At 59.3% G+C, this 23,773-nt stretch carries 28 protein-coding genes; 11 read left to right on the top strand and 17 right to left on the bottom strand.

Annotation, left to right across the window (positions count from 1 at the left end; translation table 11 throughout):
• Nucleotides 1-90: 90 nt before the first annotated feature.
• The 6 genes from BW974_RS02840 to BW974_RS24540 all read right to left on the bottom strand — a co-directional run bounded on the left by BW974_RS02840 (nt 91) and on the right by BW974_RS24540 (nt 3,027).
• A complete protein-coding gene (locus tag BW974_RS02840) occupies nt 91-402 on the bottom strand; it encodes a hypothetical protein (RefSeq protein ID WP_076427791.1) in 312 nt (103 codons plus the stop codon).
• Between the two features lie 100 nt (nt 403-502).
• Nucleotides 503-850, bottom strand: a complete 348-nt coding sequence (locus tag BW974_RS02835; RefSeq protein WP_245799882.1) for a hypothetical protein — start codon at nt 848-850, stop codon at nt 503-505.
• Nucleotides 851-928: 78 nt separating this feature from the next.
• Nucleotides 929-1,216, bottom strand: a complete 288-nt coding sequence (locus BW974_RS02830) for a hypothetical protein (protein WP_076427787.1) — start codon at nt 1,214-1,216, stop codon at nt 929-931.
• A 114-nt stretch (nt 1,217-1,330) separates the two neighbouring features.
• A complete protein-coding gene (locus BW974_RS02825; RefSeq protein WP_076427785.1) occupies nt 1,331-2,320 on the bottom strand; it encodes a TackOD1 domain-containing metal-binding protein in 990 nt (329 codons plus the stop codon).
• Nucleotides 2,321-2,361: 41 nt separating this feature from the next.
• The gene (locus BW974_RS25330; RefSeq protein WP_175609615.1) at nt 2,362-2,523 is read right to left on the bottom strand and encodes a hypothetical protein; all 162 of its coding nucleotides are present in this window, start codon (nt 2,521-2,523) and stop codon (nt 2,362-2,364) included.
• 276 nt (nt 2,524-2,799) lie between these two features.
• Complete coding sequence (locus tag BW974_RS24540; protein WP_139328808.1) at nt 2,800-3,027, bottom strand: hypothetical protein; 228 nt, start codon at nt 3,025-3,027, stop codon at nt 2,800-2,802.
• Nucleotides 3,028-3,173: 146 nt separating this feature from the next.
• Between BW974_RS24540 and BW974_RS02820 the strand changes: the two genes are divergently transcribed.
• The 9 genes from BW974_RS02820 to BW974_RS02780 all read left to right on the top strand — a co-directional run bounded on the left by BW974_RS02820 (nt 3,174) and on the right by BW974_RS02780 (nt 9,809).
• Entirely contained in the window at nt 3,174-4,343 is a 1,170-nt protein-coding gene (locus BW974_RS02820; RefSeq protein ID WP_076427783.1) for a thiolase domain-containing protein, read from the top strand.
• Nucleotides 4,340-4,735 carry a Zn-ribbon domain-containing OB-fold protein gene (locus tag BW974_RS02815; protein WP_076427781.1) on the top strand — a complete coding sequence of 132 codons (396 nt, stop codon included), beginning with the start codon at nt 4,340-4,342 and terminating at the stop codon, nt 4,733-4,735. The genes BW974_RS02820 and BW974_RS02815 overlap by 4 nt, the downstream gene beginning before the upstream one ends.
• Nucleotides 4,736-4,813: 78 nt before the next feature.
• Nucleotides 4,814-6,244, top strand: a complete 1,431-nt coding sequence (locus BW974_RS02810) for a DUF7125 family protein (protein WP_076427780.1) — start codon at nt 4,814-4,816, stop codon at nt 6,242-6,244.
• Nucleotides 6,245-6,360: 116 nt separating this feature from the next.
• Nucleotides 6,361-6,561 carry a hypothetical protein gene (locus BW974_RS02805; protein WP_076427778.1) on the top strand — a complete coding sequence of 67 codons (201 nt, stop codon included), beginning with the start codon at nt 6,361-6,363 and terminating at the stop codon, nt 6,559-6,561.
• 103 nt (nt 6,562-6,664) lie between these two features.
• Nucleotides 6,665-6,844, top strand: coding sequence for a DUF7556 family protein (locus tag BW974_RS02800; RefSeq protein ID WP_076427777.1), 180 nt, complete (start codon nt 6,665-6,667; stop codon nt 6,842-6,844).
• 99 nt (nt 6,845-6,943) lie between these two features.
• A complete protein-coding gene (locus BW974_RS02795) occupies nt 6,944-7,894 on the top strand; it encodes a DMT family transporter (RefSeq protein ID WP_076427775.1) in 951 nt (316 codons plus the stop codon).
• 194 nt (nt 7,895-8,088) lie between these two features.
• Entirely contained in the window at nt 8,089-8,328 is a 240-nt protein-coding gene (locus tag BW974_RS02790) for a hypothetical protein (protein ID WP_076427773.1), read from the top strand.
• 98 nt (nt 8,329-8,426) lie between these two features.
• A complete protein-coding gene (locus BW974_RS02785) occupies nt 8,427-9,503 on the top strand; it encodes a M42 family metallopeptidase (protein WP_076427771.1) in 1,077 nt (358 codons plus the stop codon).
• A 66-nt stretch (nt 9,504-9,569) separates the two neighbouring features.
• The gene (locus BW974_RS02780; protein WP_076427769.1) at nt 9,570-9,809 is read left to right on the top strand and encodes a hypothetical protein; all 240 of its coding nucleotides are present in this window, start codon (nt 9,570-9,572) and stop codon (nt 9,807-9,809) included.
• Between the two features lie 38 nt (nt 9,810-9,847).
• Here BW974_RS02780 and BW974_RS02775 read toward each other — a convergent pair whose 3' ends face one another.
• The 7 genes from BW974_RS02775 to BW974_RS02745 all read right to left on the bottom strand — a co-directional run bounded on the left by BW974_RS02775 (nt 9,848) and on the right by BW974_RS02745 (nt 18,072).
• A complete protein-coding gene (locus BW974_RS02775) occupies nt 9,848-10,393 on the bottom strand; it encodes a hypothetical protein (RefSeq protein WP_076427767.1) in 546 nt (181 codons plus the stop codon).
• A gap of 102 nt (nt 10,394-10,495) precedes the next feature.
• Nucleotides 10,496-11,611 carry an ABC transporter ATP-binding protein gene (locus tag BW974_RS02770; RefSeq protein ID WP_076427765.1) on the bottom strand — a complete coding sequence of 372 codons (1,116 nt, stop codon included), beginning with the start codon at nt 11,609-11,611 and terminating at the stop codon, nt 10,496-10,498.
• Nucleotides 11,604-12,638, bottom strand: a complete 1,035-nt coding sequence (locus BW974_RS02765; RefSeq protein WP_076427763.1) for an ABC transporter ATP-binding protein — start codon at nt 12,636-12,638, stop codon at nt 11,604-11,606. The genes BW974_RS02770 and BW974_RS02765 overlap by 8 nt, the downstream gene beginning before the upstream one ends.
• Before the next feature lie 57 nt (nt 12,639-12,695).
• Nucleotides 12,696-13,670, bottom strand: a complete 975-nt coding sequence (locus BW974_RS02760; RefSeq protein WP_175609670.1) for an ABC transporter permease — start codon at nt 13,668-13,670, stop codon at nt 12,696-12,698.
• Between the two features lie 4 nt (nt 13,671-13,674).
• Nucleotides 13,675-14,652: an ABC transporter permease gene (locus BW974_RS02755; protein ID WP_076427759.1), complete on the bottom strand. Its 978-nt coding sequence runs from the start codon at nt 14,650-14,652 to the stop codon at nt 13,675-13,677.
• A gap of 27 nt (nt 14,653-14,679) precedes the next feature.
• On the bottom strand, nt 14,680-16,272 hold the full coding sequence (locus BW974_RS02750; RefSeq protein WP_245799881.1) for an ABC transporter substrate-binding protein: 1,593 nt from the start codon (nt 16,270-16,272) through the stop codon (nt 14,680-14,682).
• 243 nt (nt 16,273-16,515) lie between these two features.
• The gene (locus tag BW974_RS02745; RefSeq protein ID WP_076427755.1) at nt 16,516-18,072 is read right to left on the bottom strand and encodes a metallopeptidase TldD-related protein; all 1,557 of its coding nucleotides are present in this window, start codon (nt 18,070-18,072) and stop codon (nt 16,516-16,518) included.
• 107 nt (nt 18,073-18,179) lie between these two features.
• Here BW974_RS02745 and BW974_RS02740 point away from each other — a divergent pair, with 107 nt between their 5' ends.
• Entirely contained in the window at nt 18,180-19,571 is a 1,392-nt protein-coding gene (locus BW974_RS02740) for a M28 family peptidase (RefSeq protein ID WP_076427753.1), read from the top strand.
• Nucleotides 19,568-20,323: a creatininase family protein gene (locus BW974_RS02735; RefSeq protein WP_076427751.1), complete on the top strand. Its 756-nt coding sequence runs from the start codon at nt 19,568-19,570 to the stop codon at nt 20,321-20,323. Before BW974_RS02740 ends, BW974_RS02735 begins: the two co-directional genes overlap by 4 nt.
• Before the next feature lie 10 nt (nt 20,324-20,333).
• On the opposite strand, the gene BW974_RS02730 is transcribed toward BW974_RS02735, so the two are convergent.
• The 4 genes from BW974_RS02730 to BW974_RS02720 all read right to left on the bottom strand — a co-directional run bounded on the left by BW974_RS02730 (nt 20,334) and on the right by BW974_RS02720 (nt 23,707).
• Nucleotides 20,334-20,996, bottom strand: a complete 663-nt coding sequence (locus tag BW974_RS02730) for a DUF4352 domain-containing protein (RefSeq protein ID WP_076427749.1) — start codon at nt 20,994-20,996, stop codon at nt 20,334-20,336.
• A gap of 115 nt (nt 20,997-21,111) precedes the next feature.
• Entirely contained in the window at nt 21,112-22,275 is a 1,164-nt protein-coding gene (locus BW974_RS02725) for a PKD domain-containing protein (RefSeq protein WP_076427747.1), read from the bottom strand.
• A gap of 233 nt (nt 22,276-22,508) precedes the next feature.
• Nucleotides 22,509-22,670, bottom strand: coding sequence for a hypothetical protein (locus tag BW974_RS25325; RefSeq protein WP_175609614.1), 162 nt, complete (start codon nt 22,668-22,670; stop codon nt 22,509-22,511).
• 2 nt (nt 22,671-22,672) lie between these two features.
• Complete coding sequence (locus tag BW974_RS02720) at nt 22,673-23,707, bottom strand: PAS domain-containing sensor histidine kinase (protein ID WP_076430207.1); 1,035 nt, start codon at nt 23,705-23,707, stop codon at nt 22,673-22,675.
• Between the last annotated feature and the right edge of the window lie 66 nt (nt 23,708-23,773).

Raw genomic sequence — 23,773 nt, 5'->3', positions numbered from 1 at the left:
ACGGAACTCATTCCTCTCCAGCGACGCTGACAGTTAGGACGGATCTACGAAGCCCAAATCGAGCGCGAAGGGAACTAAGCGCTCGAACAGTCATCTGATTCTTTCGAGACAGTTGCCGCAGTAGTCGGCGTAGCTTGGGTTTTCCGCGTCACAGGTTCGACACCGAAGCGAGGTACCGGGGCGATTCGCGGTCAGTGGGTCACGACTGGCTTTCGAAGAACCGGGCAGGCCGGGACGGAGCAAGGAGTTCGGCACCGAACCGAACTCGCCGTTCATGGTGCGATTGACAAGGTCGTCGTCACGGAGGGCCATCAGCCCTCGCCACAATCCGAGGAACAACAACGTCGGCGCAACGGTGAGCACTCCAGCGACGAGTACTCGAAAGAGCGTCTCGGATTTCACGGTATGTCATAGCAACCCAATCAGCTTAATAGTTGAAGTGAACAGTCGCAGCAGTCACACGTCGTTGCTGTTACCTATCCGCCATCACAGAACCTATCCGCTATTCGTCCGGATTCGTCACCGGATTCCGCGTCTCGCAGTACGGACACCGGTTCCGGAACCGCTCCAAATTCGTCCCGCAGTATCGACACACGTATCCTCCCTCGGGCGGTTCTGTGGTCGTTGCGGACGAAGACCCGTTTCTGGAAAACATGCCCGCTCGATACGCGAGAACGCCGCCGATGACGAGGACGCCGACGCCGACACCGACGAGAATCGCGCTGTCGATGCCGGTTCCACCGAGCGGCCCGCCTCGGTCGCCGAAGAACAGTCGTCGTCCGAGCGAGAGGATTAGCAACAACACGAAGATACGGAAAATCCGCCCGCCGCCGAACCTCATCCCCCTCATCGTTCCATCTCTCCGTTCATACATCATCTCAGGAACGAGTCGGTATAAGCACTCGGTGCGCCGATGTTGGCGGAAAACTCACTCGTCGCCGAACAGAACTGGTTCGCTGTCGGCGGTTTGTTCGTCGAGGATGAGCGGAACCGGCGGCCCCCAGAGATACCGATGCTGACCGCCGCAGTGCGAACAGTCGTAGGTCGCGATTCCCTCGCCGTCGTCCACGTCCGAATCCCACTCGTCGGGGTCGGTTTCCTCGGTCGCCAGCAGTTCCATCGTCTCCGGACACCGAATCTCGATGTTGTGGTCGCTCTCTGTCTGCGATTTTTTCTTCGCGTTACTTCGGCTGAAGGGATTGAGTCGGTTGAGCATGGTTACCGTAAGTCCGCGTATCCGGCAACGCTGGTATGTGCTGACCGAACACTAATCCGTCGGTGCAGGTCGAGATATGTCACACGAAACGCGCCTTCGAAACCACGGAGAATATTATCCGTGCTGAGGCTTGAAAATATTGGCGATTCGTCCGACGAACGAGTTGCGTGCTTCTGTCCCCTCCACGATTTCGTACTCGCGTCGGAGCGTATCGTTTCTCGTCAGTCGGAGGACGGACACCCCTTCCTCGGCAACCATCTCGGAGACCTCGTTGCCGACGATTTCACCGGACGTGGTGACGAGCGTCGCGCGGGCGTTCGCGTCGGCCGCCACGGATTGTAGTTCTCGAACGTCCGCTTCGTCCGGTCGCTCGTGGATTGCGCCGATAACGCGGTCGTCGAGCAGGTCGTCGTGCGCGAAGACGTGCACCGGAACCGTCTCCCCCGAGCGGTTTTCGACCGTCGTGTCGATTTCCGTTTCGAGCGTTCGCGTTTCCAGAATCTCGACCAGCAGTTGTCGCGCGGTCAACTGCTTTTCCACCCAGTTCGCACCCTCCTCGCTGATGTAGTAGCGATACAGGATTCGCTCGATGGTTTGGAGTGGTTGTGAGACGAGGAAGCATTCACGACAGCGAAGTCGATGCGCGGGTCTTTCGAACGCCGTTTCGCAGTCCTCGCAGATGTGAACCGCTTCGGATTCGAGTTGGGAGAGCGATTCCACCGTCGTCTCACACTCTGGGCAGGTCACCCCATCCTCGCCGACGAACTGCTCGCGCAGTCCGTCGTAGCCACAGTCGGAGTGGACGTATCGTTCGGTGCGAATCGTCTGCGGCGATTCGCACGTCGGACACGCTGTGGTGTACTGCATCCCCTTCGCCTCACAGCGCGGGCAGATGTACTGTTTTTCCTGAAATTCGCGGTAGAGGAGGTCGCGTTCCGCCAGTGTTTCCAACACGTCGAACGTCTCCCCGTCGCGGTCGTCCAACTGCTGTGTCGCGTCGGGATAGGTGACTTCCCCCGTATCCACGTCCAGCGTCGGTCGAACCTCGTCCAGCGACCCCTCCCAAAGAGCGGTCAACAGCCGTACCGTTCCCGGCGAAGCCATGTTCAATCGAGACGGGAAATGGTTATTTAGTAATGAGTCGGCTACTCGTCGGCGTGTTCGAACTGTGAGCCGTATTTTGTGGTCGGTCGCGCAAACGGTCTTTCGTTGGTTTTTGTCGGGGTTTCGTCGAGGTTGCGGTTCGGGCAGACCGCGCTGTCGATTCGCAGGGAGTGGTTACGGATGCTGTGGGGTAGTTCAGGCATCGGCTGAATTGTCTCGCAAAGTCGTGATTCGTACTGCTGGTTCGAATGTTTTTCAGGGATAGCAAGCTCGAACTACTACGTCACTACATCTCCCTTTTCGTCTGTTTGCCAGAAGCAAGTCACGACTCCAATCAAACCGCTACCACACTCACCCACACCCTCCCCAACCGACTCCCGCACTCGCTTTCGCTCGTTTTGGTCGTCCCTCGCGCGGGCGAACCTCCGCCAGAGGTTCGCCTTCGCGCGCCACCGAACAAATTCGGATTGTACGAATTTTCACAGACTCTCCGGCGCGTGCGCCAGCAGGCCCGAGGATTTCATATCCGAGGGCCTGGTGGCGCACGCGCGAGGGGCGACTGAAACGAGCGAAAGCGAGTTGAAGGAGTCGGTTGGGGAGGCGTGTGGGAAATGAGGTCGCGGAGCGACCTCGACTGCGAGCGGTGGAACCGCGAGCGCGGTGGCGGTTGCGGTTTCAGTGGAGTCGGCAATTGCTGACAACACCACGTGAGGGACAGAATCACAGACCCGCAAGGAAACGCATTGACGCCACACCGAACCAGATTCGGCGCTATCCTGCAAACAAACCATCTTCACCCAAGCGATGTATCTGATTCCGTAGTTTCTTGCCCCTCCTAATTGAACGAACCGACATGTCACGAGCTGTCGTCGTCGGGGCAGGGATGACGGATTTCGGCCCACACGACCAACCGATAGAGGAACTGTTCGCGGATGCCGCGTTCGCGTCTATCGACGACGCTGGCGTCTCGCTGGGCGAAATCGACGCCTTCTATTTCGGCAACGCGCTGGGCGGCCAAGCCGAATCCGACACCCACCTCGCACCGAAACTGGCGACTCACATCGGCCTGCAAGGCATCCCCTGCCAACGATTCGAGGACGCCTGTGCAACCTCCTCGAACGCGTTCAAACACGCCGTGCAGGCAGTCGAAGCAGGCATCCACGACGTTGCACTGGTCGGCGGCGCGGAACGATGTACCCCCGAAACCGGCCTCGGAACCGGCGAGATGACGAAAATCTTCGCCAGCGCGGCCCACCGGCAGTACGAACAACCTGCAGGCTTGACCTTCCCGGGAGTGTTCGCACTGCTCACGAAACGCCACATGCACGAGTACGGGACGACCGAGGCGCAACTCGCCGAGGTCGCCGTGAAGAATCACCACCACGGGCAGTTCAACCCGCACGCCCATTTCGGCAAGGACACGACCGTCGAGGCGGTTCTCGACAGTCCAATCGTCGCAGACCCCTTCCACCTGATGGACTGCTGCCCGTTTTCGGACGGCGCGTCCGCGGTGGTCGTCGTCTCCTCCGACCTCGCGGACAACTTTGCGGGCGAACCGGTTGACGTGACCGGCGTCGGCCACCGAACCGACGCGATTCCGCTGGCGGACAAGACATCGCTTTCCGCAACGCAGTCCGCGCGCAACGCCGCGCAGGAAGCATACGAGCAAGCCGGAATCCGGGCAGAAAACGTCGATTTCGCGGAAGTCCACGACTGCTTCACCGGCGCGGAGGTGCTGGCAATCGAAGCACTGGGGCTGTTCGAAGACGGGAGCGGCGGAGCGGCGACCGCCGAGGGTCGAACCTACATCGACGGGGAACTCCCCGTGAATCCGAGCGGCGGCTTGAAATCGAAGGGCCATCCAATCGGCGCGACCGGAACCGCTCAAATCGTAGAGTTGACGAAGCAACTCCGCGGAACCGCCGACGAGCGGCAAGTCGAGGGTGCGAAAACGGGAATCGCGCACAACCTCGGCGGCGACGCTGGAACTACCGTCGTCACCGTCATGGAGGAACGAGCATGACGAGCGAACGTTCGGACGGCAGAGTCGATTCGGAAGTCGGCCTGACCTACGCGGAGTGGCGAAAGCATCTCGAATCGGGGAACCTCGTCGGCCTCGAATGTTCCTCGTGTGGCCACGTCAGCGCGACCCCAAAGCGGGCGTGTGGCGAGTGCGGCGACCGGAATCTCGAACCGCGCGACCTTCCCGAGACTGGAGAGGTTCACAGCGAAACCACGATTACTGTGCCTCCGGTGGGCGTCGAAGGCCCCTATCAGGTCGCAATCGTTGATTTGGGCGATGCACAGCTTCTCGGCCGAATCGAGGGGAGCGTCGAAATCGCGGACGAGGTGACGTTCACCACGACAATCGAAATCGAGGGGATGCCTGCGCCGGTGTTCTCGCCGCTCGACTGAGTGGTTCGACAATAATCGAGTTGCTCGTCGTCCGAACTATCCACAACAATTTTACGGCAGCAATCTGCGATTATACCAATGTCTGCTGAACGACTATCGACTGGCATCCGTGGCCTCGACACCGTTTTCAATGGTGGATTCACCACAGAACGGTCGTACGTCCTTCGCGGCGACGCTGGTGCGGGAAAGACACTCGTCGGACTTCGTTTTCTCGAAGCGGGCGTCGAGCGAGACGAAACATCCCTGTTCGTTCACTGCTCGCAAACAATGGACGAGCTCCGAGAGAAAGCCGACTCGGTCGGTATCGACACCGACGACATCTCGTTTCTGGATGTGCGTGCCGAAACGAACCCCACCGACGAGCCGCGTGAAACGTTCGTCGCGGACGTTTCCGATGCCGACCTCGTCGGTCGTATCGCCGAGCGCATCTCCGAACTCGACCCCGACCGCGTCGTCGTTGACCCGGTGACGAGGCTTCGTCACCTCTTTTCCGATTCGGAACGGTATCGGGAGGAACTCGTCGGTCTGGCGCGACATCTCAAAGAGCGCGGCGCGACGGTCGTCTTCACGTGTCGTACCGACCGATACAGAGAGGTACTGTCGTTCGTTGACGACGGACGACTCGAACTCCGTCGAGACGAGCGTGCTCGAACGCTCACCGTCCCGAAAGCCCCGAAAAGCGCCCGAGAGGGGGTACACGGCATGCGTATTTCCGACGACGGCATCGCGGTCTTTCCCGCACTCGACCCCGAAGTGCACGAACGGGATTTCCAGCCTGAGAGCCTCTCGTCGGGCATTCCGCAGGTTGACCAACTGCTCGACGGCGGTATCGAGCGCGGAACCACGACCGTAATCAGCGGGGCGACCGGCGTCGGAAAAACCACGTTCGCAACGCAGTTCATGAAAGAGGCCGCGGGTCGCGGTGAACGCTCGGTCATCTACATGTTCGAAGAGAGCACGGAAACGTTCTACGAGCGGAGCGAAGCCATCAACGTGCCGGTAAAACGAATGGTCGATTCCGATTCGCTCCAACTGGAGGAGATAGAACCCGTAAAGCGCTCGTCGGTCGAATTTTCGAACATGGTTCGGCGCGAAGTCGAAACCCACGAGACGGATATCGTGATGATAGACGGTATCGAGGGGTACAACCTCTCGCTCCGCGACGACCGACTGAACCTCGTCGAGACGATGCAGGCACTCTGCCGATATCTCAAAAGTATGGGCGTCACGGTCATTCTCATCACCGAGCACGATTCGATGACCGGACAGGTCAAGGCGACCGGCGAGGGAATCAGCTATCTTGCCGACAATATCATCCTCTTACAGCATCTCGAACTGGAAGGTGAACTGCGCAAGGCAATCGGCGTCCTCAAAAAGCGAACCAGCGATTACGAGCGCTTCCTTCGGGAGTTCAGCATCACGAAAAACGGAATCAAGGTCGGAGAGCCGATGGATAACCTACAAGGAATACTCACTGGAATGCCTCGAATCGACGACGAGGCCGAATAATCCGAACAGGGCGTAGACGCATCGAACACCACGAAGTGTAAATAGATAGGGTAGAGCTTCGACATACAACCGACATTGTTATATGTTACCAGAGTCAGTTTGCACCTAACGGGAGCATGGGAATAACACTCACACTCGCATCATTCTGGGAAACGATTCGCTGGCTTGGGACGACAGTCCCGTTTTTCTCGATACTGCCGACGTTCATCGGGATACTCGTCGTCATGAAGATGTTCATGGCCGACCTTTCGTTCGAACTGCCGGTTCCAGCGCCCCACGACGGCGAATACCAGTTCGACCCGGACGATTTTGAATAACCTCGGCTTGCACTGTCGGGCACAACCGGTTTTACACTCCCATCCGAAGCCCAATCTGAAACGACCGGACGAACATCCCGACACCTCAGCGGCAACTGACGCAATGACAAACTCAGCACTCGACGAACGAACCGGTGACGACGAACCGGAAATCGTCTTCGCAATCGACGAAACGCCTGACGAGCGATGTCCCGACCGGGCGATTATCGCGGACATTACCCGGGACGACGTGTGGCTTGCGGTAGACCTGCCGAACGCACTGACGCTTGCAGACTGGTGGTAGTCGGGAACCGAACGGTCTGCGACCCGGTGCAGCGGGTTGCATCACATTTTGTGAGGTCGCACCACAACGGTTAGGACGAATAGAGTGGTATACGTTCACATGGGTGGGGAACGAATAGCGACGCCAAACCGCGTGCGGTTGCTCTTTTTGCTGACCGCCGTACTGCTCGGATTGGGGTACGTCGCCATAAAGGTCGGACTGTCGTACATTCCGCCACTGCTGTTCGCGGCGTTTCGAATCGACATCGCGGCGATTCTGCTGTTGGCCTACGTGATGCTACGGACGGACGACTGGCGACCGCGCACCCGACAGGACGTGATTGGAATACTGGCGGGCGGGGTGTTTTTCACGTTCGGTAGCTTGGCGTTTCTCTTCATCGGATTACAGGGGACGACCAGCGGCGTGGCGGCCATCATCTACAGTTTAGACCCGGTGCTGACGATTGCGCTCGCGGCGTTCCTCCTCGCGGACGAACGACTCTCCCGATTCGGTCTGGTCGGCGTCCTCGTCGCGCTGGTCGGTGTCGGCATCGTCGTCCAACCGAATCCCAGTCACTTCGTCTCCGGAAACCTACTCGGAGAGGAGTACATCCTCCTCGGCGTCGTGAGCCTCGCCATCGGCGGAATCCTCATTCGCTGGTCGAACCACGAACTCGCAGAGTTAGCAGTGGCCGCGTGGTCGATGGTCGTCGCCGCACCTGCGATGCACATCGTGAGTATCGGAACCGGCGAATCACTGGCGTCGGTCGAACCGACGCTGACCGCCCTCGTCGCCCTCCTGTACGTTGGCGTGTTCATGACCGCCGTCGGATACAGCACGTACTTCATGCTCATCGAGGACATCGGCGCGGTTCGCGCCAGTTTCGTCCAGTATCTCATCCCGGTCGTCGCGTCGGTCGCCGGGTGGTTCGTGCTGAGCGAACGACTGCCGCCCGAGGCGCTTTTTGGCTATCTGGTTATTTTCGTTGGCTTCCTGCTGTTGAATTTCGAAGCTGTAAAAACGGCCGTCGGACGCGTTCGACGGACGGTCGAACCGGCAGAGACGCAGTGAAGATTCGGTAGACCGCATGTAGGTTCGAATCCAGTTCGACGCTACATCAACGTTCGTGTGAGCTAATTTGCCACGCCAAATGGTACAACCCTTACAAAGGTGCACATATCACGAAAGAGTACTGTACAACTGGGAAAAGACAAATCTGTTAGCTTGAAATAACTTTAACACCCTCCTGTGAGTGGCGGGAAACGATGTCTGGAATCAGAAAATCTCCTGAGATTCCCCAATCGGTTCCCAAACTAGAAGCCGAACTCATCCGCGATGCGTATGAGACGGCACAGCGCGGTCGCCGCCCGGGCGACGACCGCGCTGAAGACGGCACAGCTATCGACCTCTCGGATGCAGAGCAGCAGGACTTTTACCGACGAATGCTCGATATTGGCGTCTCGAAGGAGACACTTTCCGAACTCGGTTTCGACAACGCAGAGTAAGTACAGCAGTCTCTATTTCGTACCATATTTTTCCGATTCGAGAGCGACTGGTTTGCATCGACCCGAACGATTAACCCTCGTTCATCCGGGATTCACGCATGGACGTTTCGTTCGAAGACCTCGAAGCATTGGTCGAGACGCCCGGCGCACCCGGAAACGAGTACGCCGTTGCCGACAGATTCGCCGAACTAATCGAACCCCACGTAGACGACGTTTCGTTCGACGCGATGGGCAACGTCACCGCGACGAGCGACGGGAACGAGGACACCGACTTCGAAATCATGCTCGCGGCCCACACCGACGAACTGGGCTTTCTCGTAGACCGGGTGGACCAAAACGGCTTTCTCACGTTCCGAATGCTGGGCGGCCACTACAAAGGAAATTTGTCCGGCCAGCGAGTCCGCGTCGGCCCCGACGGCGTACCCGGCGTCATCGGCCCGCGCTGTCGCCACTACATGAGCAACGAGGAAAAAGAATCACTTCCCGAAAACCTTCGCATCGACATCGGCGCGACGTCACCCGAAGACGTGGCCGAACTCGGCGTCGAACCCGGCGACTACGCGGTATGGGACTGCGGCGTCACCCGACTCGGAAACGACCGAATTGCGGGCCGAGCGCTGGACGACCGAATCGCGCTTGCAATTTTGCTCGCGCTCGCCCGCGAGGAGGACGTGGACGCGACGGTTCACTACGTCGCCACCGTGCAGGAGGAAGTCGGCCTCCGCGGTGCACGCGCGGCGGGATACACTCTCGACCCGGACGTCGGCATCGCGCTCGAAATCTTCCCGGTGGACGACTACCCCGCCGGGAGAACCGACGGCGCGAAATCGACGCTGGACGGCGGCCCGGTGGTGGAATTTGGGGATGGAACGTCGGAATACCTCTTCGGCGGCGTCATCGTTGACCGCCAGACCAGAACGTGGCTACAGGAGGCCGCGAAGGAGGCAGGCGTCGAAATCCAACACGACTTGATGCTGACCGGTTCGACCGACGCGACCGAACTCCAGCAGGTTCGCGGTGGCCGCCACGCCGGAGCAATCGCGGTTCCCTGCCGGTACTCCCATTCACCGGTCGAAACACTCTCGATGGCGGACGCGGCGGAAACTGCCGAGGTTCTGCTGTCTGCACTGAACCGCGAGTTCCCGAGTCGAGACGAGATTCGCAGGCCGCGCTGAACTGAGTTACCAGCAACCGAGAGGGGTTCCCGTAACGTTCACGTCCCTGCTCACCAACCACCGAACATGCGTCTCCGAGGGCCACAGCGCGGGTGGGAGAAGATTACGCTCGGCGTCTCGTTGCTGTTCGCAGTCGTCGTTTTCGTCGCGCTTTCGCTCGCGGGACAACCGTTTCGCGGCGCGGCGGGCGGCGTGCTCGTCATCGTCGCGGGCATCTGGGAGTGGCGACGAAAAGTGAAAGACCAGATTCGCGCCGAGCGATTAGAATCCGAGGCCGAAGAAAGCCAGCGAAAGCGGCGCGGGTAGTCGGTTGGCGGGAGTCGTTCGAAATTTCTACATCCGGATTAGTCGCGCTCCATCGCCCGCTCCAGTTTCGTTATCAGTTCCTCGTTCGAACCCTTTGAATCAGTCGTCGCTCCATCGGATTCACCCGCTGCGCTCGGTTCCGCCGATTCGTCTTCCCGTTCGGATTTGCGTAGGCGGGCACGAACTTCGTCCAACAGCAGTCGAAATCCGTACTCAGCAAGGTGTTCGACTAGACCGCCAACGAGACGTCCGACGAACGCACCCACCCGTGCTCCGACACGTCCGCGGCCGTTTCTCGGAGTCGATTCTCGTACGCCTCGGAGTCGAGAGCCGGATTCCTCGGCGTTCGAATCCCCGGTTTTCGACACGCCGAGTTCTATCGCATCCAAGCCGAGCGTCAATCCGTCGATATCAGCTTCGACGCCGGAAAGGTCGAGCGACAGGCCGCCGAGACGAAAGCGATAGCTGTCCTCAGTGGTGTGGTCTGTGTTTTCGCTCCCGGTGGCTTCAGTACCATCGCCTGTTCCTGCTTCGCCGTTTTTCCCGCCATCTGAAATCAACCGAGCGTCATTGTTGCCGAACATACTGCATCAGTCGGGAGCCTCTCCGACCCTACTCGGCACGACAGCGATGCTACTGTACTCTTCGGCCGAACGCGATATCAGCAACAAAAAGGAACTAACCGTTCAGTCGGCGTCCGCGGACGACTCCGCGACGGTGCCGTGGTCGTCCGGTCTGGTTTCCCCGATTTCGGCGTAGGGGTCGTAGCCCTCCGCGCTCTCATAGAGGTGGCAGGCGACTTCCCGCTCTCCCTCGATGTCGGTTTTTTGTTCGAGCGGTGGGGAAACCTTGTCGCAGACACCGCCGATGTACTTCTCGCACCGGTTTTTGAACCGACAGCCGGTCGGCACGTTAATCGCGTCGCCGACTTCGCCTTCCAGTTCGACTCGTTCCCGACCCGCCGTCGGGTCGGGAACCGGCACTGCGTCGATGAGTGCTCTCGTGTAGGGGTGTTTCGGATTCGTGATTATCTCCTCCGTCGGCCCCTGTTCCACGATTTTCCCCATGTACATGATAGCGAGTCGGTCGCACATGTGGCGCAGGAGCGAGAGGTCGTGGCTGATGTACACCACGGACAGTCCGAACTCGTCCGTCATGCGCTCCAACAGGGAGAGGACGCCCGCCCGAAGGCTCACGTCCAGCATCGACACCGGTTCGTCGGCGACGATGAAATCCGGGTCGATGACCAACGCCCGAGCGATAGCGAGGCGCTGGCGCTGGCCGCCCGACAGTTCGTGCGGATAGCGGTCGAAGTACGACTCCGCCGGTTCGAGTTCGGCGAACTCAAGCGCCCGCTGAACCCGCGACCGCTGGTTCGGAACGTCGTGGATGCGAAGCGGTTCGACCACGGTGTCGTACACCGTCATCCGGGGATTCAGACTCTCGAACGGGTCTTGGAAAATCATCTGGGCGTTCTGCCGGAAGTTCGAGAGGTCGGAACCGCTCTTGTCCGCGATATCCTCGCCGTCGTAGTAGATGCTGCCGCCCGTCGGGTCGTACAGTTTCGTCAGGCACATCCCTGTGGTGGTTTTGCCACAGCCGGATTCGCCCGCAATGCCGAACGTTTCGCCTTCGTGCAGGTCGAAGTCGATACCGTCGATGGCGTGCACCGCGTCCGGTTCCTCGCCGCGGACGGATTTCATGAAACTGCTCACGAGGCCGGTTCCGACCGGGAAGTGTTTTTCCAGCCCTTCGACGCGGACGAGCGTGTCGTCGTCCGCGGGGGAATTCGCGTCAGTCATCGCTCACCCCCATGGACGCCTCGTTTTCCCACGTCTTCGCTTGGCTCGCAACCGGGCGCAACTGCGTGTCGATTTTGTCCGCGTGGTGGCAGTACGACCGCAGTTCGCCGTGTATCACTTCGGGCGGGTCTTCGGTGGTACATTTCTCGGTTGCCAACGGACAGCGTTCCGCGAACCGGCAACCGCTCGGCGGATTGCTCAAATCCGGCGGGTGGCCGCCGATGCTCACGAGGTCTTGACTCGATTGGCGGATGTCCGGAAACGCGCTTTTCAGCCCGAGCGTGTAGGGATGGTACGGTTCGCCGAAGATGAACTCGGCGGGGCCTTCCTCCGCGACTTCCCCAGCGTACATGACGACGACGCGGTCACAGGTTTCCGCGACGACCGCCACGTCGTGCGTGATGACCATCATCGCGGTGGCGCTCTCGCGCTGAATCCCGTTGATTCGCTTGAGAATCTGGTCTTGCATGATAACGTCCAGCGCCGTCGTCGGTTCGTCCGCGAGGATGAGCGACGGTTCCAGCACGAGCGACATGGCAATCATGGCGCGTTGGCGCATCCCGCCGGAGAACTGGTGGGGATAGTCAGTCTGGCGGTCGCGGTCGAGTCCGACGAGGTCGAACGCCTCGTCGATTCGCTCTTGGGCCTCGGTGCGCCCCATCTTCGGGTAGTGGGCGTCGATGGCCTCTATGATCTGCTCGCGGATGGTGTAGACGGGGTCGAGCGCGTTCATCGCGGATTGGGCGATGAGCGAAATCTCGTCCCAGCGCAGTTCGCGGCGGCGCTTTTCGGGCATCTCGGTCAGGTCTTCGCCCTTGAACCGGATGCTCCCGCCGTTGATGTAGCCGTTTTTCGGCAGGATGCCGATGAGTGCCTTTGCGAGTGTACTCTTGCCACAGCCGGATTCCCCGACGATACCGATGGTTTCCCCCGCTTCGATTTCGAAGCTGACGCCGTCAACTGCTTTCACGGGGCCGTCTTCGCTGTCGTAGTACACTTCGAGGTCTTCGACTTCGAGGAGAGCCATGTCAGTGGCCCTCCTCGATTGTGCGTCTGCGATTCGATTGGAGTTGGATACGTAGATTCATCCTTCGACCTGTAGTTCCGGATTGACGATTTCTTCGTAGCCACGGCCAATGAGGAAGCCGCTGATGACCACGAGCGCGATACAGACCCCCGGCGGCACGAACCACCACCACGCGCCTTCAGTCATTGCACTGTAGACGCGCGCACTCTGGAGCATCACACCCCACGAGACGCTTTCCGGGTCGCCGAGTCCGAGGAACGACACCCCGGCCTCGGTGAGGATTGCCCACGCGATGGCGAACGCGCCGTACAGGAACGCCATCGGAAGGACGTTCGGCGCGATGTGGCGCGAGATGATTCGCCAGTTGCTCGCGCCGGACACCTTCGCCGCCTTGACGAACGAGCGTTCGCGGAGCGATAGCACGAGCGCGCGGATGACACGCGCCGAGGTTCGCCACTGAAGCAGGACGAACGCGAGGATGATGTTCTCCAGTCCCGGCCCGAGCACCGTCACGAGGACGATGACCGTAGGCAGGAGCGGAAGTCCGTAGACAAAGTCCACGAGGCGCATCAGCACGTCGTCAACGTAGCCGCCGTAATATCCGGCAGTCAGGCCGACGAGCGTGCCGAGTCCGACCGTCATGAACGCGGCAACCAGTCCGACCATCAGGGCCGGACGCGCGCCGTAGACGAGTTGGCTGAAGATGTCGTACCCCTGCGCGGTCGTCCCCAGAATGAACCCGCCCTCTCCGCCGAGGAACGAGGGCTTTACCCATTTCGCGATGAGCGCGCCGCTGGTGAACACGCGCTCGGTCGGCGGATACTGCGCAATCCACGGCGCGATGACGGCGATGAGACCGAAAAACGCGAGCGTCAGCATGGCGAGGACAACCATCGGGTCTTCTATCAACATCCGGAACTGCTCCGAGATGGTTTCCTTCCAAAGCCGCAGATTTCTCTGCCACGTGCTGAACTGCTCGTCTTCGTCCGTCTCGATATCTTCGAATATCGACCGTTCGTGTTCTTGGCTCATTGATTCAGTCATACGTCACCCGTGGGTCGAGAACGCCGTACAGCAGGTCAGCGACGAAGTTCATCACGATAACCGACATCGCGAGGACGAGGAACGTCCCCTGCGCAACCGGGAAGTCACGCCGGAGGACGGCCCGAATCATCTCCCTGCCGATTCCCGGCCAACCGAACACTGTCTCGATGAGGACGCTCCCGCCGACTGCGTAGCCGACTGCGATTGCCGCCGCGGTCAGCACGGGAAGCAAGGCGTTCCGGGCCGCGTGATTGAACATTATCTTTCGCTCGGTGAGTCCCTTCGCCCGACAGAGGTCGATGAAATCCTCCGAGAGCGTTTCGAGCATGCTGTTGCGCATGATGAGCAGGGGATAGCCCATGTAGTAGAACGCCAGCACGACGACTGGCGCGAGGAGGTGTTTCAGGAAGTCGAGTGAAAACACCATTCCCCAGAAGCTCTGTGGGCCGGAACCGAGGCTCGTCATTCCGCTCATCGGAATCAGGTTCAGTTTTGCACCGAATATCCAGAGGACGAGGATGCCCATCCAGAAACTCGGGATGCTCCGCCCGACGAGTGCGGTCACGACGGCGGTTTTCTCGAACCTGCTTCCGCGATACCAACCGGTGAGGACGCCGAGCGAAATACCGATGATGTACGCGACGACGAACGCGGTCAGCATCAGGACGAGCGTGTTCGGAAGGTACGTCACGAGTACGTCCACGACGCGCTCGTTCGTTTTGAACGAGCGCCCGAGGTCGAGCGTGAGCAGGTTTTCGATGTAGCGAACGTACTGCACCCATAACGGGTCGTTCAACCCGTAGCTCTCAACGAGACGTTGACGCACTTCCGGCGTCATCCCCGGTGAGATGATGTATGAGGTCGGGTCACCCGGCATGAGTCGGAACAGCATGAACAGCGCGGTCGCAACTGCCCACAGCGTCAACCCCAGTTGGAGCGTGCGTCTGACGAAGAAATCTAATTTACCCATTTAATTATTAAAATATTTGTGTTTCCGCTACTCCGACGACCCTTTGGCCTGCACTTTTCCGCCTTCGATGGAGTATCCGGCGTCCTCAAGGACTTTCTGTCCGGCGGCGATGCCGTCCTTTTCCTGGTATTTCTTCACGTCCGGGTTGCTGAATTTCCCGAAGGACTCGCCGATGAGGTTCCAGCCTTCCGTCGCGAAGCCGTACAGGATTTGTTTGTTGATGGCTTCCTTCGGAAGCGCGTGAACGGCGGCCTGTCTGACAGCTTTGTCGTCTAGCCCTTCCTTGCGGGTGTTCTGGCTGAAATGCCACCAGCCGTCACCAGGCGCGGATTTCACGCCGATGTTGCTCTCGCCCTGATTGTCGTTGAGTTGCTTGCCGATACGGGTGTACGGCAGGTAGTTCAAGTCGCCCTTCTTCAACAGCGACCAAACGGTCGAACTCTCCGGGATGATACGCCAGATTCTGCGGTTGAACTTGACGGGACGCCAGTGGCTCTCGTACTTTTTCAACGCGAGTTCGCTTCCCTTTTCCCAGTAATCGAACTGGAGCGGACCGCTTCCGACGGGTTCGTTGACCGACGCTTTTGCCGGGTTGCTCCTGCTTTCCCATTTGTGCTGTGGAATAATCGGAATCTGGTTGGAGAACACCTTGTGAACCGGGCCGACCGGTTCGGCAAAGTTCACCGTAACCCACTGGCCATCCACGGAAACCGAGTCGTACAGTTCCCACTGCGTCGAGTACAGCGGAATCTTGTTTTCTTTGATGTAGTCAAGCGTGAACTTCACGTCCTCGGGCGTCAGGTCTTCGCCGTCGTGCCATTTGTGACCTTCACGAAGTTTGTACCGAACCGTCGTGTCGTCGGGACGTTCCCAGTCCGTCGCCAGACTGAGTTTCGGGTCGGGTTCCAGCTTGGAGTTGATGCGCACGAGTTTGTCGTACAGCATCTCGAACTGGTGGATAAGCTTCGTCTCATTGTTGTAGCCGAGGACGCTCAGCGTTCCGAGCGTTTCGGCCCACGAACCGCGAAGTTCCTTCTTGCTGTTGTTCACCTCGACGTTGGTCATCGGCTCGAAGTGGTAGTACCCCGCGATGTGGTCGGTCCACCCGCTGACCTGCTGATTGTTGAACGCGACGATGTTGGGCATCTGAACGATGGGATGCATCGGCACGTCCTCGTTGATGGTCGCTTGAATCTCGTGGAGCATGTCGATACGCTTCTGCTCGTCGGATTCCTGCAACTGCGCCATCAGCGTCGGGTCGAGGTCTTTGTTGGTGTAGCCGGTGAAATTACCGCCGCCTTTGCCCGTGTTCGACGAGTGGAACTGCTCGGGCATTCTGCGTCCAGGGTCGATACCCAAGCCACGCGACCACGTCGCAAAGGAGTAGTTGAACTCCTCGGTGATTTTGGTGTACAAGGTACCCCATTCGAACACCTGAACCTTCGTGTTGAGTCCGAGGTTGTTGAGTTGGTCACCGATGAGGTTTATCGCGTCGTGGCGAGCGGGGTTGTAGTTCGCAGGATTGTTCAAGTACGAGTACTGTGGAAGCTCGTTTCCACCGCCCGAACCGCCACCGTTGCCATCTCCGTCGGAACCGCTACAACCAGCAAGAGCAGTCATACCACCGACACCAGCAATAGTTGAATATTTTAGAAAGTCACGTCGTCCGACATCCTTGTTATCGTTTACCATTTGCCATTAGTCACCAAGGAGGACTACTATATAAGCAAAATTGAACAGATTTTATAGGATTGTGTGGGAATATAGACAAGTACAAAAGAAAACATTAACCAAAAACACGGCTTTTGGTTACAATTTCTACCAATCCCCTTATCCACTGTCGGGCTTCTACTTGCGTGTTCGTCAGTCGATTCGAACGTGGGCCGTGAACCGAATCGCGGGGGCGGTAACTGCGTAAGGCAACATCGAACGATGCTTCGAACAGGTTCCGGTCACCGTCTCGCGTTGGACGCCGATGCCGGAGATAGAGGGAATATCGGCGAGGGAAACGAACACCGTTCCGTCGGTCAGCAAATCCTCTCTCGTTCCGCCTGCAATCGCGTTCCCGATTCGAATCGGGAACGCGATACGCTGTTCTGCCGCCTCGTCTTCGAAGTCCTGTGGGGTCGCTTCCGCAATATCCTTCGCGTACAGGACGCTCGGCGGCATGGAACTCGCGCGTTTCGTTCTGGTCGCTTCGTTTTCGATTCGCGGCGGTTCGACCGATTGGACGAACAAGTCGGCACCATCCAAGAGGGACGACTCACTCGCGTCACCTGCAGCAACGTCGAGATGACGACTGTGAATCCGGGGTGGGCGTTCGTACCCGATGCTCGGAACGACCGATCCCGCCGGAGTCGCTTCTTCCTCGATGGCTGACACCATGTCGTGAAGCTGGTTTCTCACGATTCCGTCCGAAACCAGCGTGACCGGCGACGTGGGACGACCTTCCGCGTCGTAGGCTAGTCCCGCCCACGACCCAGCGCGAACCGTATCCTCGATTGTGAGGTCGTCTGAGCCGATTCGGTCGCCGACGGAAAACGGACTCGACCCGAAGTAGGCACAGTCGATTTCGAGGTAATGCGAGAGCTGGTGGAACAGTTCGGCGGACGCTCGCGGCCCGAATACGATTTCAGTTTCGTCGCCGAACTCCGCGGACGATTCGACCGCGGTCGAATCGTCCGCCGCCGAACTGTCGTCGTCCATCGAATCGGCCGTCCCTGAGTCGGTTTTCTCCGTGCGCGACCCCCACTCGACAACCTCCCGAACGTCGGTCGCAAATTCCTCGAACCGGCCGGGAAGCGAATCCAAAAACGACGCTCCCGCGGTGCTTCCGAAATGACGCTGGTGTTTCGGCGCGTCGGACGGGGCGAAAAAGACGGTTACTGACGCGCGTTCGAGAGTCGTTCGAACCGTCGTGTCCGTCGTCGTCAACACGACACCGTGGATTCGGTTATCACGGTAGGACGCGGTTGCTCTGTCGAACTCCAATCCACCGACCGACTCGGAAAGCGCGGTTTTCACCAGTTCGAGTTTTTCCTCGGCGTCGAAATCGGAGAGCGACCCACCGACGGCCCATCCGGGATGAACTGCTTGATGAATCGTCCCGCGGTCGTAGCTTGCGGGGAGTCGTTGGTCGAGAACCTTCGCCGACCGAATCGACCGCTCGATGAGATTGTCCAGATGGTCTTCTTCGAAGGCGGTCGTAAATCGGTAGTCCGCGCTCCCCTCCGCGAACAGCCGCCACCAGACGCCGACCTGTGAGAGGTCGGTCGCCGACCGAATTTTCTCGGGGGTCGCCGACCCGTCGGTGCTTTCTCTGCCGACACATCCGACTTCCGCGTAGGCAACGTCCTCCTCGGATTCGAGTCGTGACAACACCCACTCGGCGGTTTCGATTCCTTGCGTCAGTTGCTCCATGGTGTTCGTTCGTCGCGGAGTGGTAAAATTTGTCCCACAATTGCGCGGATTTCTCCCATCCAAACCTACATTGCACCCGACTCCATCTGTATTTCCTACCACGCACAATGAACACAGTACCCACGACAGTCGTTGGCGATGCCTACACGAGTTCTCACCACTGGAATCTCCTTTGCAACCTCGTCGATTTGGACAATCGGATGGCCGGACAGGAGGGTGAAGCAATCGGGGCAGAGTTGGTCAAAGAAGCGTTCGAAAAACACGGCCTTCGTGACGCCTCGATAACCGAGTTCGAAATCCCCGGCTGGTGGCGCGAGTCGAGTTCCTTAACCGTCGAACACGACCGAACGCACGAGTTCGACGCCCAGCACGAAACCGTCTCTTTGCCGGGAACACCGAGCGGCGACGTGAGCGCCGAACTGGTCGATGTCGGTGACGGCCTCCCCGAGGATTTCGAAGAACACGACGTGGAGGGCAAACTCGTGATGGCGTCCAGTCTCACGCCGGACGAGTACGGCCGCTGGATTCACCGCGCGGAGAAATACGGCGCGGCGGTTCGCGGCGGCGCGGTCGGGTTTCTCTTCCGGAACCACTTGGACGGCAACCTCCCGCCGACGGGGAGCATCGGCAACGAAAACGGGCCGGGCGACATTCCCGCGGTCGGCGTCTCGAAGGAGGTCGGACATCGACTCGTTCGCTATTGCGAAGATGGCGAAACGACCGCCAGACTGACCGTTGACTGCCGGAACGAACCGACGAACTCCCGAAACATCGAGGCGGTTATCGGCCCGGACACGGACGAAGAAGTACTCGTCACGGCCCACGTCGATGCACACGACGTGGGCGAAGGCGCGAACGACAACGGCGTCGGAACCGTTCTCGTCGCGGAAATTGGACGATTACTGACCGAAATGGAAGACGAACTGGAAACCAAAGTTCGCTGTCTCGTCTTCGGCGCGGAGGAAGTCGGCCTGTTCGGCGCGTACCACTGGGCCGAAACTCGCGACACGGATTCTGTGAAATGCATCTTCAATATGGACGGCGCGGGCTACTCCCGAACCGCCGACGTCCACACCCACGGATTCGAACCCATCGGCGAGGCGTTCAAAGAAGTGCGAGACGAACTCGGCGTGCCAGTCGAAATCAACACCGGCATCCGCCCGCACAGCGACCACTGGCCGTTCGTTCAGAAGGGTGTCGCGGGCGCACAAGCACGCTCGATTGCCAAGGACAGCGGGCGCGGTTGGGGCCACACCCACGGCGATACGCTCGACAAACTCGACCGCCGTGACCTCCGTGACCTCGCCGTCGTCTTCACCGCCGGAGTCGTCAAACTCGCGGAAGAGAGCCGCGAAATCGAGCCAAAATCGGTCGCCGAAATCCGTGAGGCGACCGTCGAACAGGGCTTCGAGGAGGGGATGCGAAACTCCGGCAGTTGGCCGTTCGATGATGGAGAAATCGACGCAACCCCTGAGGCAACCGCGGAGGGCGACCGATGACGGTTCGACTCGATTACGATTCGTTCGACCTCGGCGGGATGACGTGGGAGGACGCGGAGGAGGCAATTCCGAACGCCGACTTCCTCGTCCTGCCTACCGGGAGCGTCGAACAGCACTCCATCCACCTGCCCGTCACGGTCGATACGCTCCGGGCTGAAGCCCTCTCGCGCGAACTCGTGGAATCCGCGTCGGAACACGACCTGTCGATGGTTCGACTGCCGACGCTTCCCTACGGCTACTCCGAACACCACATGAACTACGCCGGGACGATTACCCTCTCCGCGGAGACGTACATGCACGTCGTCGAGGAAATCGCCCAGTCGATGGCAAAACACGGCGCGAAACGACTCGTTCTGCTCAACTGCCACGGAGGGAATCGCTCCCCGCTGAAACTCGCTGGCGACCGCATCCAGCGCGACCACGGCGTCAAGGTGTTTTTCGTCCACTGGACGGATTTCGCCCGCGACAAGTTGAAAGAGCGATTCGGCGAGGAGTGGGGCCACGCAGGCGACCACGAAACGAGCGTCATCGAACTGTTCTACCCCGACCTCGTGAAATCGGACAAGAAGGAATCACAGACCCGAAAAGCGCGGTTCGAGGCCCGACAGTACACCTACTTCGACGACATCACGGAACAGGGCGGACTCGGCGACCCGACGGAGTCGGACGCCGAGTTCTTGGAGGAAATCGTAGCGGAGACGACCGAAAAGATCCTCTCGGCGCTGAGTGAGGATATGGAACAGGAAGGGTAATTCCCGACGACTACTCCATATTCCAGCGAACGACCTGCTCCGCTCCGGAGTCGGTGTAGGATAGCTGTACCGACGTGCCGAACGACGAAACGACTGCTTCCGGAACTTCGAACGCAACCGTGGTAGTAGCCGACCCGCCGGAGTTCACGGACGACGAGACGAACTGCTGCCAGTTTTCGGCGGCGGCTTCGGCCACGTCGTACTGCTCGCCGTTCGCCTGTACCGACGCCATCGCTCCCTCGGGAAGCGATTTGGCCTCCTGTGCCGTGTTCGTCGTTTCGAACGTCACGAGCAAGAACGTGTTTCCGTCGCTGGATTCTGCGGTCGTTCCGCCGTGGTCGTAGGAATCTGACGCGTCGGCCTCCGTGACGGCAACGTCGAGTCCGTCGGAGACGGACGCAGATTCACCGAATGCAACAGTTCGCGTCTCGCCGGTCGTCGTGGACGAATCCGACGTGGTCGTCTCGTCTGTCGTTTCGTCTGCCGTCGTTTCGCCAGTCGTCGCGTCTCCCGTCGTGGTATCTGTTTGGGTCGTTCCGGTCATCTCACCCGAATTTTGTGTCGTGGTTGATTGCTCCGTTCCGGTCGTGGTCGAACCAGTGTCGTCCCCGTCGGAGGAACACCCCGCGAGAAGAACCGCGCTTGTCGTAGCGATAAACGTGCGACGGTTCATGTCGCTTCGGCGGTTTCCGTTCGAAGTATAATGCACTATTGGCCGCAGGAATAGCATCAATTGTCGATGTGTTTCTAAGAATAAATGTAATTGTTTGGAGCAATTATAGATTTAATCAGACGACAGATATGACAACGTTGTCCGTCGCCACCGAACCCGCGTCGTCGGTCACGCGAAGCGTGACTCGGAACTCCCCGCACTCGGTCGGGGCGAGTTCGGTGGACTCTCCGTCGGTTTCGAACGCGCCATCGCCGTCGGTGTCCCACGCGTATTCCACGATTTCGCCGTCGCCGTCTTCGGATGCGGAGGCGTCGAGCGTCACCGTCTCACCTCGTTCTATCGAACGTCCACCGGCGTCGCTCTGAATCTGCGCGACCGGTGGTTCGTTCTGTTCGTCGCTGCCGTCGTCGCCTTCGTCACCATTTCCGCCGTCCTCGTCGTCTCCGCCGCTTTCATCGTCTTCGCCATCTTCGTCGCCGTCGTTGCCATCTCCCCCCGTAGTCAGCAGTTCCTCTTCCACGAGTTGCTGGACGAGTTTGGTGTGCCACTGCACTCGTTTGCCGATTTCCGTATCCTTGGAGGTGACCTCCACGAGGAACGCGTCGGCACCCGCGTCGCGCGCGGCCTTGTGGCTGAACAGTCCGCTTGGTTCGTTCGACGGTGAGGAGAATGCGCCGACCGAGAACGCGTAGTCGTCGCGCGAGACGTAGTTTCGGTTCAGGTATTGGGCGGCCGCCGCGGCGTCGTCGGACGCCGATTCGTCCCACGAGGTGAAGATGACCTGTCCGACGCCGCCGACCAAGTCACCGTCGTAGATGCCGATGGATTCGTGCAAGTCGATGACCACGTCCGGGTCGTACTCCTCGACGACGCCCCAGATGGCGCGAGCGAGTTCTGTCTCGCGTTCCGAACCCGACGGGAACTGTCGGTTGAGGTCGCTTTCGCCGCTCGCGGTGCGCGCGTCTGCCGCGACCGCTTCCGCGTTTGCCCGTGGAATCGTCACCAACGTTCCGCGTTCGATGTTCCACTGGGCGATTTTCTCGGCGGCTAGATAGCCCGCATTTTCGTTGCCGTGCATCCCACCGACGACCAGTGCGGTCGGGCCGGATTCACTCGCGGTCGTCACGTGTACCTCGGTTGCGTCGGCAGTGCCGCTCATGAGCGTGAACGAATCGCGCGCGAGGTCGTCTTCGCTTTGGCCGTTCGTCTGTGCCACACCGAGTCCGAGGAGTCCTGTGCATCCGACGGCAGTCAGAAACGTGCGTCGTGTCGTGGTCATGTATGCTCACCCCGGATGTAGAAAGCCTATGTTATCTTTTTTGGGGTTTGTTCAAAATTATGTGGAGAAGATGTACAATTAGCAAATAGTAATCCGAATACAGAAACTATTCAGTTATACTATGCAAAAATTCATAATGAACTATCCTGTTGATATTCTCCATCTTCGGCGGTATTTACACTCCTTTGTCACCGAAATTCGTTCGAGAACCTGCGGATAGCTGATTCGATTTCTCACGACAAAAAGTAGGCCGAAAATGCGGAGTCGAGGACAGTTCCACCACCGCACCAAAGAAGCATATTTCCGTTCCCGGCGGCGTTCCCGACGAGTGCGCCGAGCAGGGAACCCATCGAGGCAAATCCAATCGTCGCGGCGTCTCGTGCGTCGATTCTCATCGTCACCGGCCGAATCGGTTTTTCGGTACTGCGGGGTTCGTTCGAATTTCGAATCGTGCGCCACCGGTTTCGCTACCCGCTACCGAAATCGACCATCCATGCGAGTCGATGAGACTCTCGACGATGGCCAACCCGAATCCCGTCCCGTTCTTCTGGGTCGTGTGTCCCATCTCGAACACTTTGCCGCGCATTTCCGCCGGAATACCGGTTCCGTCGTCCTCGACGTGAAATCCGTTCTTCGTCGCACCGACGGTGATGGTTTCCGCCTCGCCGTGTTCGATGGCGTTTCGAAACAGATTCTCGAAGACGTGTGCCAGCAAATCCGGATAGCCGTCGAGGATGCGGTCGTCGGTTCGCGTGAGTTTCACCGACTCGGTTTCGACGTTCGACCACGCGCTTTCGGTCAGGTTGCTTAGACGAACCGGTTCTTTGTCCCGTCCCTCGGTGCCGTACTGCATCAAAGTGAGCGCGTCGTCGATGATAGCCTCCATTCGCAAAAGCGAAGAGAGGATGTCGTCGAGATAATCGTCGTCGGTGTCCATCGCCAGCATCTTCGCCGACCCTTGTGCCACAGCGAGCGGATTGCGAAGGTCGTGGGAGAGCAGTCTGGCGAACTCCTGTAGTTCCTCGGTTCGTTGTTCGGCCTTCAGTTCCGCAACCTTTCTCTGCGTGATGTTCTCGTGTGCGACGACGAGGTAGTCGTTGCCGCGCGTTTCGAATCGACTCGCGTGCATCAGAAACCAACGCTTCACTTCGGGCGAATGGCACGGATATTCGAACGAAAACGATTCCCGTTCTTCGCCGAGTATTTCTCGAAGCCCCGCAATCGCGGTTCGAGCGTACTCGTCGTCCGCTCCCGCACAGATGTCGATGTAGTTGTCACCGACCGTGTCGGCAGGCGGTCGAATATCGTTGGCTCGGCCGAACTCCTGCCACGCCCGGTTCGAAGCGAGTATCGTCGCGTCCGAATCGAGGATGGCGACGTTGAGCGTGAGGGAGTCGAGCGCCGGGCCGAGAAGATTTCCCGGAATCTGCATCTGTTCTTTGGTCACAGTTGTGGTACGTATAGCTTTGCCCTTCAGAAGAAAGCAGTCGCGAACTTA

The organism is Haladaptatus litoreus (assembly GCF_900156425.1).
GTDB lineage: Archaea > Halobacteriota > Halobacteria > Halobacteriales > Haladaptataceae > Haladaptatus > Haladaptatus litoreus.
This window is presented reverse-complemented; position numbering and strand designations above follow the sequence as displayed.

Bases quoted from the DNA above. Each gene is read 5' to 3' on its own strand.
- BW974_RS02770 (WP_076427765.1), bottom strand. From the start codon at position 11,611: ATGACTGACGCGAATTCCCCCGCGGACGACGACACGCTCGTCCGCGTC.
- BW974_RS02755 (WP_076427759.1), bottom strand. From the start codon at position 14,652: ATGGGTAAATTAGATTTCTTCGTCAGACGCACGCTCCAACTGGGGTTG.
- BW974_RS02835 (WP_245799882.1), bottom strand. From the start codon at position 850: ATGAGGGGGATGAGGTTCGGCGGCGGGCGGATTTTCCGTATCTTCGTG.
- BW974_RS02815 (WP_076427781.1), top strand. From the start codon at position 4,340: ATGACGAGCGAACGTTCGGACGGCAGAGTCGATTCGGAAGTCGGCCTG.
- BW974_RS02735 (WP_076427751.1), top strand. From the start codon at position 19,568: ATGACGGTTCGACTCGATTACGATTCGTTCGACCTCGGCGGGATGACG.
- BW974_RS02765 (WP_076427763.1), bottom strand. From the start codon at position 12,638: ATGGCTCTCCTCGAAGTCGAAGACCTCGAAGTGTACTACGACAGCGAA.
- BW974_RS02800 (WP_076427777.1), top strand. From the start codon at position 6,665: ATGACAAACTCAGCACTCGACGAACGAACCGGTGACGACGAACCGGAA.
- BW974_RS25325 (WP_175609614.1), bottom strand. From the start codon at position 22,670: ATGAGAATCGACGCACGAGACGCCGCGACGATTGGATTTGCCTCGATG.
- BW974_RS02760 (WP_175609670.1), bottom strand. From the start codon at position 13,670: ATGAGCCAAGAACACGAACGGTCGATATTCGAAGATATCGAGACGGAC.
- BW974_RS02810 (WP_076427780.1), top strand. From the start codon at position 4,814: ATGTCTGCTGAACGACTATCGACTGGCATCCGTGGCCTCGACACCGTT.
- BW974_RS02785 (WP_076427771.1), top strand. From the start codon at position 8,427: ATGGACGTTTCGTTCGAAGACCTCGAAGCATTGGTCGAGACGCCCGGC.
- BW974_RS02750 (WP_245799881.1), bottom strand. From the start codon at position 16,272: ATGACTGCTCTTGCTGGTTGTAGCGGTTCCGACGGAGATGGCAACGGT.
- BW974_RS02805 (WP_076427778.1), top strand. From the start codon at position 6,361: ATGGGAATAACACTCACACTCGCATCATTCTGGGAAACGATTCGCTGG.
- BW974_RS02820 (WP_076427783.1), top strand. From the start codon at position 3,174: ATGTCACGAGCTGTCGTCGTCGGGGCAGGGATGACGGATTTCGGCCCA.
- BW974_RS02825 (WP_076427785.1), bottom strand. From the start codon at position 2,320: ATGGCTTCGCCGGGAACGGTACGGCTGTTGACCGCTCTTTGGGAGGGG.
- BW974_RS02720 (WP_076430207.1), bottom strand. From the start codon at position 23,707: ATGCAGATTCCGGGAAATCTTCTCGGCCCGGCGCTCGACTCCCTCACG.
- BW974_RS02780 (WP_076427769.1), top strand. From the start codon at position 9,570: ATGCGTCTCCGAGGGCCACAGCGCGGGTGGGAGAAGATTACGCTCGGC.
- BW974_RS02745 (WP_076427755.1), bottom strand. From the start codon at position 18,072: ATGGAGCAACTGACGCAAGGAATCGAAACCGCCGAGTGGGTGTTGTCA.
- BW974_RS02830 (WP_076427787.1), bottom strand. From the start codon at position 1,216: ATGCTCAACCGACTCAATCCCTTCAGCCGAAGTAACGCGAAGAAAAAA.
- BW974_RS02725 (WP_076427747.1), bottom strand. From the start codon at position 22,275: ATGACCACGACACGACGCACGTTTCTGACTGCCGTCGGATGCACAGGA.
- BW974_RS02775 (WP_076427767.1), bottom strand. From the start codon at position 10,393: ATGTTCGGCAACAATGACGCTCGGTTGATTTCAGATGGCGGGAAAAAC.
- BW974_RS02795 (WP_076427775.1), top strand. From the start codon at position 6,944: ATGGGTGGGGAACGAATAGCGACGCCAAACCGCGTGCGGTTGCTCTTT.
- BW974_RS02730 (WP_076427749.1), bottom strand. From the start codon at position 20,996: ATGAACCGTCGCACGTTTATCGCTACGACAAGCGCGGTTCTTCTCGCG.
- BW974_RS02740 (WP_076427753.1), top strand. From the start codon at position 18,180: ATGAACACAGTACCCACGACAGTCGTTGGCGATGCCTACACGAGTTCT.
- BW974_RS02790 (WP_076427773.1), top strand. From the start codon at position 8,089: ATGTCTGGAATCAGAAAATCTCCTGAGATTCCCCAATCGGTTCCCAAA.
- BW974_RS25330 (WP_175609615.1), bottom strand. From the start codon at position 2,523: ATGCCTGAACTACCCCACAGCATCCGTAACCACTCCCTGCGAATCGAC.